General features: G+C 39.4%; 5 protein-coding genes. 4 read left to right on the forward strand and 1 reads right to left on the reverse strand.

What is annotated here, in order from left to right:
• Window positions 1-52 precede the first annotated feature (52 nt).
• Window positions 53-424, reverse strand: coding sequence for a hypothetical protein (locus N477_RS16135; protein WP_063361721.1), 372 nt, complete (start codon window positions 422-424; stop codon window positions 53-55).
• A 660-nt stretch (window positions 425-1,084) separates the two neighbouring features.
• Between N477_RS16135 and N477_RS16140 the strand changes: the two genes are divergently transcribed.
• The 4 genes from N477_RS16140 (at window position 1,085) to N477_RS16155 (ending at window position 6,493) form a co-directional block, all read left to right on the forward strand.
• Window positions 1,085-1,759, forward strand: a complete 675-nt coding sequence (locus tag N477_RS16140; RefSeq protein WP_063361722.1) for a response regulator transcription factor — start codon at window positions 1,085-1,087, stop codon at window positions 1,757-1,759.
• Entirely contained in the window at window positions 1,752-3,134 is a 1,383-nt protein-coding gene (locus N477_RS16145; RefSeq protein ID WP_063361723.1) for a sensor histidine kinase, read from the forward strand. Before N477_RS16140 ends, N477_RS16145 begins: the two co-directional genes overlap by 8 nt.
• A 106-nt stretch (window positions 3,135-3,240) precedes the next feature.
• A complete protein-coding gene (locus N477_RS16150) occupies window positions 3,241-5,127 on the forward strand; it encodes a DUF1800 domain-containing protein (RefSeq protein WP_063361724.1) in 1,887 nt (628 codons plus the stop codon).
• A 13-nt stretch (window positions 5,128-5,140) separates the two neighbouring features.
• On the forward strand, window positions 5,141-6,493 hold the full coding sequence (locus tag N477_RS16155) for a DUF1501 domain-containing protein (protein WP_063361725.1): 1,353 nt from the start codon (window positions 5,141-5,143) through the stop codon (window positions 6,491-6,493).
• The last annotated feature ends 306 nt before the right edge of the window (window positions 6,494-6,799 follow it).

A 6,799-nucleotide genomic window follows, 5' to 3' on the forward strand; every position in this document is an offset into this window, starting at 1 on the left:
GTGTATACCTAGGTACAAGGGTGTGAGTTGGGTGCTTAATTATTGTTTAAGTTTATAGACCCGTTTCGTAGTGTGCATTTGCAACATTGGTATCTTGCCAAGTTCCATCAGTATACATAATGCGTGCCCAGGCCCTATTTGGACCATAAGCAAATACAGTCACATCACAAGATTGGCCGCCACTGCATTTAGCAACACCATACCATTTAACTGACAGGATCTGTTTTGTTACATTTTTTAAGTAAAAACGTCCTCTAGTTGTATTGCCATGTGTCCAGTCATAGCCTTCACAATTTGGAGTGCCTGTTTTCCACATTGGCCCGCCATTTTTGGAGTAAACAGCGCAAACTAGTTCTGTAGAAAAAGCTGAACTTGCAAACATGGCCCCCGCTATTAACGTTAATGACCTTATTGTTTTTTTCATTTTTCTATTTCCTTTTAACTAATTTTATAGCACGCCTTGTTTGGCGCTTTTTCATACTAGTGTCAGGGAAAATAACTGGTCAATATTGATTCTTAAAAGCCTTGAAAAAGTAACTTTACAGTTATATTTAAGTGTTAATAAATTGCGCTGACTAACATGTTTCAAATTATTGCTATTTATTGTTTTATATAGATTTTTGTACTTATTTGGCGATTTTAAATGACTAAAGATACTGGTTGTAATTTCAACTTAAATTCAAGGGTTGTATACGGTAATACGTTGTTTTATATGGTTATATTTACGGCGTAGGTCATGACCTGATGTAAAGCTGCGGATATTTTGACAGGCAGAATTAAGTTTTTTATTGTGCTTTACAATGTAAATTTTTTCCAGCAAGATTTATGTTACTTAACTGAGGGATATGGTCGTTTTGATTAATTGGAAGCCTATTATATTAATGTCGCGTTTCCATGTTCGTTGTTAAGTTGTTATCAATTGAATTTTTCGAAAAGTTAATCCTTTTTGTATCGTTTCTTCCCCCATTTATCGATAGTTCAAGCAATTAAGGTTCACTATAGCAGCTCAAAACTATACAAATTTGTATATTTTAAATGTAAGCCTTTGCGTTAAACTTAGCAAAAAGCATCATAAGAATGATATATGAACATACTGATTGTTGAAGATGATTTGGATACAGCCGCTTTTATCGAAAAAGGGTTGCTGCAACACGGAGAACTTGTCAAACATGTTGCCACAGCCCAAGAAGGTTTATTGGTGGCATCTTCAACTGAGTTTGATGTAATTATATTCGACAGATTACTGCCAAATATGGATGGGCTGAATGCTGTTAAAGTACTTAGAGCGAGTGGTATAGTCACACCTATAATCATGCTTACCGCGCTGGGTGATACAGTAGACAGGGTTGATGGCTTAAATGCTGGCGCAGATGACTATTTGGTTAAGCCGTTTGACTTTTCAGAGCTCTACGCAAGGCTAAAAGCCATAACCAGACGAAAGTCTATTTCTAAAGTGTCACTGTCATTAAGCTTGGGCGATTTAGTATTGGAGAGAACTAGTAGGAAAGTGATCAGAGCAGGCCGACAGATAGAGTTAAATACCAAAGAGTATCAAATTCTTGAATTTCTCATGCAAACGCCTGGTCAATTGGTGACTAAAACCATGTTACTTGAAAAGGTTTGGGGTTTTAGTTTTGATCCAAAAACCAGTTTGGTTCAAACGCATGTTAGTCGTCTGAGAAATAAAATTGATAAACCGTTTGGTTTTGAACTCATCAAAACTGTGCGTGGCTGTGGATACATTATCTCTGATGAATAACTTACACTCGAGAACAATACTTTTAAGGTCATTACTTATTGGTATTAGCTGTACAGCAGGTTTTATAACCCTTTTCTTTATTGCTTCATTATCTTACCTAGCTAACCTTTCTTCGGAACAGCAACATGAGTTAGTTGACTATATTGAAGAAGTTCAATCCTTGTATGACGATGATGGTCTTCAAAGTATGTTGACGGAATTAGATTTAGAGTCAAAACCTATTTGGAGCAAAAACCAGAGTATTGATAGGTTATCTGATCATGAAGCCATTTTCTCTATTACTCGAGGAAATACGCTTTTGGTAGGTAGTGAGGTAGATATTCCCTTTGAAGCTAAACCCACTTGGAGTTATTTAGATTTTGATAATGGACATGAAATTAAAGTTTTAGCGTATTCAAAAGTCTTAGAGGATACATTGCTGCTAAAGGTAGCACAGCCTAATAGTTATGAGACTGCACTCGCATCAGATGTGCTAGTTAATGTTGGCATGTTAAGCTCTTTTTTAATATTCATTGTGGCATTTTTAATTAGCTATTTTGCAAGTTTTCGAAGCCAGCGAACATTACTAGACATAAAAAAACAAATGCATGTTATTGCAAACTCTCCGGACTCTTCACGATTGTCTGTTGAATCTAAATCTGCAATGCTTAGGCAGCTTGCAAATTGTACCAACGAGATGCTAGACAAGATAAGCGCATTGCATGGCACGACTAAAACGATGTCGACGGGTATCGCTCACGATTTGAAAACCCCCCTATCAAGAGTTGCAAATCGCTTGCAAAGCATGCGTCAGGATATCGGTGATACCCAAGCGATTGAGTTACATATAAATAGAGCCAGCCAAGATCTTAATGCTGTCATTTCTACATTTAATAACCTTGTTCGACTTAGTGCTATCGAATCAGGTAAACATAAACAGAACTTTGAGCTATTTAATTTATCAGAGCTGGTTATCGATCTAGCGCTTAGTTACGATCCAGTTTTTGAAGATTCTGGCAGGAAGCTAAGTCACTCTACTGTTGATAACGTTATTTGCTTTGGCGACACTGATTTATTAAATCAACTGCTCTGTAATTTGTTAGAAAATGCGCTTGAATATAGTAGCGTAGACGCGAATGTCTGGATCAGACTGCAAAGCCATACCAGTGGTGCATTACTGCAAGTTGGAGATGATGGACCTGGCATTCACTCAGATGACCAACCACATGTGTTTGAGCGCTTTTTTCGCGCTGATGTAAGTAGGTCTAAACCGGGGAATGGCTTAGGTCTGAGTATCGTTAAAGCGATTTGTGATGTACATGATGCAAAATTGGCTTTGCTACCAAATCAAACTGGCGCCGTTTTTAATATAGAAATACCGGTTTCAAGCTCATAATTGTGATCCATACAATTTTGTATGGTAAATGTATGTGCGTTGTAACACACAAATTTACTACTTACCCTAAACTTAGTCTAATCATGTAGTGAACATAGGCTAAGTTATGAATCGATATATAAGAATAAAAGCGTTATTTATTACTTTTATTATCATTTGCTTATCAGGTTGTGGTGGAAGTGGTTCCGAACAAAGCCCAACGACTAACAATCAAAGCCAGCAAACAAACCAAGCAAATAATAATAACTCACATAATCCCACTGATGACAACAACGTTGTTGCAGAACCAAATGATAATGATGATTCAACAGGCAATGATGATGTTGATCAATCCCCTACGCTAACGGACACAACGTTCTCTTCGCAAGCGAAGGTTTCAAGGTTTTTGCAGCAAGCAACTTTTGGTGCTACGCCTACATTGTTATCTGAATTGGACAACAAGAGCGCTTCACAGTGGTATTTAAGCCAGCTTAAAGTGACACCGAGTTTGATTTTACCTAGTGTTGAAGCGCAAGCCCCCAGTGATCCTGAAGACGAGTTTAATTTGTTTTACATTGAGCAAACGAGTTTTGCATTTTGGAGAAATAGTATAGGTGCACCTGATCAGCTAAGACAGCGTGCTGCCTTTGCGCTATCTGAAATTTTAGTTGTTTCAAATGGCGGTGGTGAAGTCTTAACTGATGTCCCAGAAGCAGTTGCTGCCTACCAAGACATTCTTATCAATAATGCGTTTGGAAATTATCGAACGTTACTAGAGCGTGTAACTTATTCTCCTGCAATGGGTCACTATTTAACTTATATGGGGAGTGAGAAAGGCAATGACGAAACGGGAAGAATGCCTGATGAAAACTATGCACGCGAGCTACTCCAGCTATTTACATTAGGTGTTGTTACGTTAAACAAAGACGGCAGTGAACAACTAGACTCAAATGGCAATACGATTGAACTTTATGATAATTCCGATATTACTGGTTTAGCGCGTGTCTTCACTGGTCTAAATTTAAATGAGGATGATCCTGAGGCGTTTTTAGGTAAACGGTTTAGTGTGCCAATGTCAGTATTTGCAGAATCACATTCAGAAAAAGAAAAATCATTTTTGGGGCATACGATAGCAGCTGGTACAGATGCACCGACTTCAATCTCTGAGGCACTAGATCATATTTTTAATCATCAAAATTTAGCACCATTTGTTACTAAGCAGCTCATACAAAGATTGATCACATCTAATCCGAGCCCTGATTACGTTCAGCGTGTCGTGACGGCGTTTGAGTCAGGTAATTTTACTTTGCCAGATGGTCGTGAAGTTGGTGCTAACCAACGTGGAGATCTTAGTGCGACATTCGCTGCGATTCTTTTTGATCAAGAAGCAAGAGTTCCTAACCCACAAACAGGTGGAAAAATTCGTGAACCTATTCTTAGATTTACGCAGTGGGCTCGGGCGTTTGAACTAACAAATATTACCCCTGAGTTTGTGCCGCAATTGTGGGATACCAGCGCCAGCGCAGATCTTGCTCAGCACCCCTACCGATCCCCCAGTGTTTTTAATTTTTTTCGTCCTGGATATAAAGCACCCGGCAGTGTCACTGCTTCAAATGGCTTAGTTTCACCAGAGCTTCAGATAATCAATGCTAGCTCCATACCGGGATACATTAACTTCATGACGTATTTTATTACCGGTCAACAACAGGAAGCTGACCTAGAAGAGCTTAAAGAAGAGTTTGATGAAATAGGCACCGATCTTAACTTAGACCAAGCATTATTAAGTTTTAAACCTAATTATGCTCGATTGCTGAGTGTGGCAAATGATCCCACAGCCCTCATCGATCAACTTAATCTTCTCCTTTGTGCTAACCAGTTAAGCGATCAAACACAACAAAGTATTAAGCAAGTGATCGGCTTTATAGAAGAGGATGAAGAAGATGGCTTTCTTGATCGAGTACATTTGTCCATTTTAATGGTCATGTCATCTCCTGATTATCTTGTTCAAAAATAGAGGGCTAATAACAATGAACAGACGAAACTTTATTAAAACAGCAAGTGCAGGTGTTGTTGCCTCTTCCATCATGGATATGGGTCAAGTATTGGCAAATACTCAAGTCGACTCAAATGAATATCGTGCATTGGTTTGTGTGTTTTTATTTGGCGGGATGGACAACCATGACACCATTATCCCCTATGACGCGCAAAGTTATAACAAGTGGGCGAGTATCAGGCAGTCACTTTTGAATCAGTATGTTACTAAACGGGAAATAAGCGCTTTACTACCAATCACCACCCCAAGCAGGTTTGGCTCTCGACAATTTGCTTTGCCTCCAGAAATGCCGTCAATAGCAGGGCTTTATCAGCAAGGCAAATTATCCGTTGTCGGCAACGTTGGTCCTTTGCTAGAAAACGTGAATGCCACCAGCATTCGGAACGAGACAGCCAATCTGCCTTCGCGATTGTTTTCTCACAACGATCAGCAAAGTACGTGGATGTCTGGCAAAGCTGAAGGTGCGCAGTATGGTTGGGCAGGAAAATTTTATGATGCGCTTATAAACCAAGGGAGTGCCAAATCTAATACATTTTCTGCAGTCACCACTGCTGGTGGAGAGCTTCTACTGACTGGAACGAATACAACTCCGTATCATGTAACAGATGGCAAAGCTGCGACAATACAAGCTTTGGAGTTCTTTGAAGGCAATGACGCGGTTGACGCACACTTTAGCGCACTAGGTCACCAAACCAATAATTTACTCGAACAAGACCTCGCTTCGAAAATTGGTCAGTCTTTTGAAGCAAACAAAATGTTTAACCAAGCTATTTCATCTCAAACAACAAGTGTTGGAGAGTTTCCCAAAACTGGGTTAGGCCGTCAGCTAGAGTCTGTTGCTAGGACATTGGCTGTGCGAGAGCAGTTAGGGACAAATAGACAGATTTTTGTTGTGTCGATGGGTGGGTTTGATACCCATTCAGGTCAAGCGCAGAGTTTACCTAAATTGCAAAGTGCATTAGATGGCGCGCTTGGTGCATTTAATAGTGCGATGGAAAGTATGGGGCTGAGCAATAATGTTACCTTATTCACAGCATCTGATTTTGGACGCACCTTAGCAATTAATGGAGACGGCACAGATCATGGTTGGGGTGCGCATCACTTTGTAATGGGCGGTGCAATCAATGGTGGCACTATATTTGGTGATATTCCTCCCGCTGAGCTGAATCATGAGTTAGATGCCGGCAGTGGCCGATTGATCCCAACAATGTCTGTTGATCAGTATGGCGCGGCATTAGGTCAATGGTTAGGGATTTCAGATTCTGAACTTGCGCAAGTTTTTCCAAACTTAAACAACTTTGGTGCGAGCCCTGCTTTGTTTGCGTAACAATATTTGTAGAAAGGTATATGCGTCGTTTGGACAAGATTATTAAACGACGCAGCTATACTTAAGTAAAATATTACTGGTTTATGAAGATGATGACAGTCGACAGCGGCAGCTTATATCTAATTTTAATCATAGTCCTTATCTGTATTTGCTTTATATACGGGAATCGGTATAAATCAAAACTTAAGAAGCAACCACCTAAACAAAATGTTAAGGATAATAAGTAGATAGTTAACGATTAAGAACTTAGTACTTTGATTTAGTACAGCGTTTTTATCTTTTTTAGAGGCTGTACATAACTTTGTG

It is taken from the genome of Pseudoalteromonas luteoviolacea H33-S, from assembly GCF_001625695.1.
Classification (GTDB): domain Bacteria; phylum Pseudomonadota; class Gammaproteobacteria; order Enterobacterales; family Alteromonadaceae; genus Pseudoalteromonas; species Pseudoalteromonas luteoviolacea_B.

What these genes read in the sequence shown, in the direction of transcription:
- N477_RS16135 (WP_063361721.1), bottom strand. Translation starts at nt 424, where the DNA reads ATGAAAAAAACAATAAGGTCATTAACGTTAATAGCGGGGGCCATGTTT.
- N477_RS16140 (WP_063361722.1), top strand. Translation starts at nt 1,085, where the DNA reads ATGAACATACTGATTGTTGAAGATGATTTGGATACAGCCGCTTTTATC.
- N477_RS16145 (WP_063361723.1), top strand. Translation starts at nt 1,752, where the DNA reads ATGAATAACTTACACTCGAGAACAATACTTTTAAGGTCATTACTTATT.
- N477_RS16150 (WP_063361724.1), top strand. Translation starts at nt 3,241, where the DNA reads ATGAATCGATATATAAGAATAAAAGCGTTATTTATTACTTTTATTATC.
- N477_RS16155 (WP_063361725.1), top strand. Translation starts at nt 5,141, where the DNA reads ATGAACAGACGAAACTTTATTAAAACAGCAAGTGCAGGTGTTGTTGCC.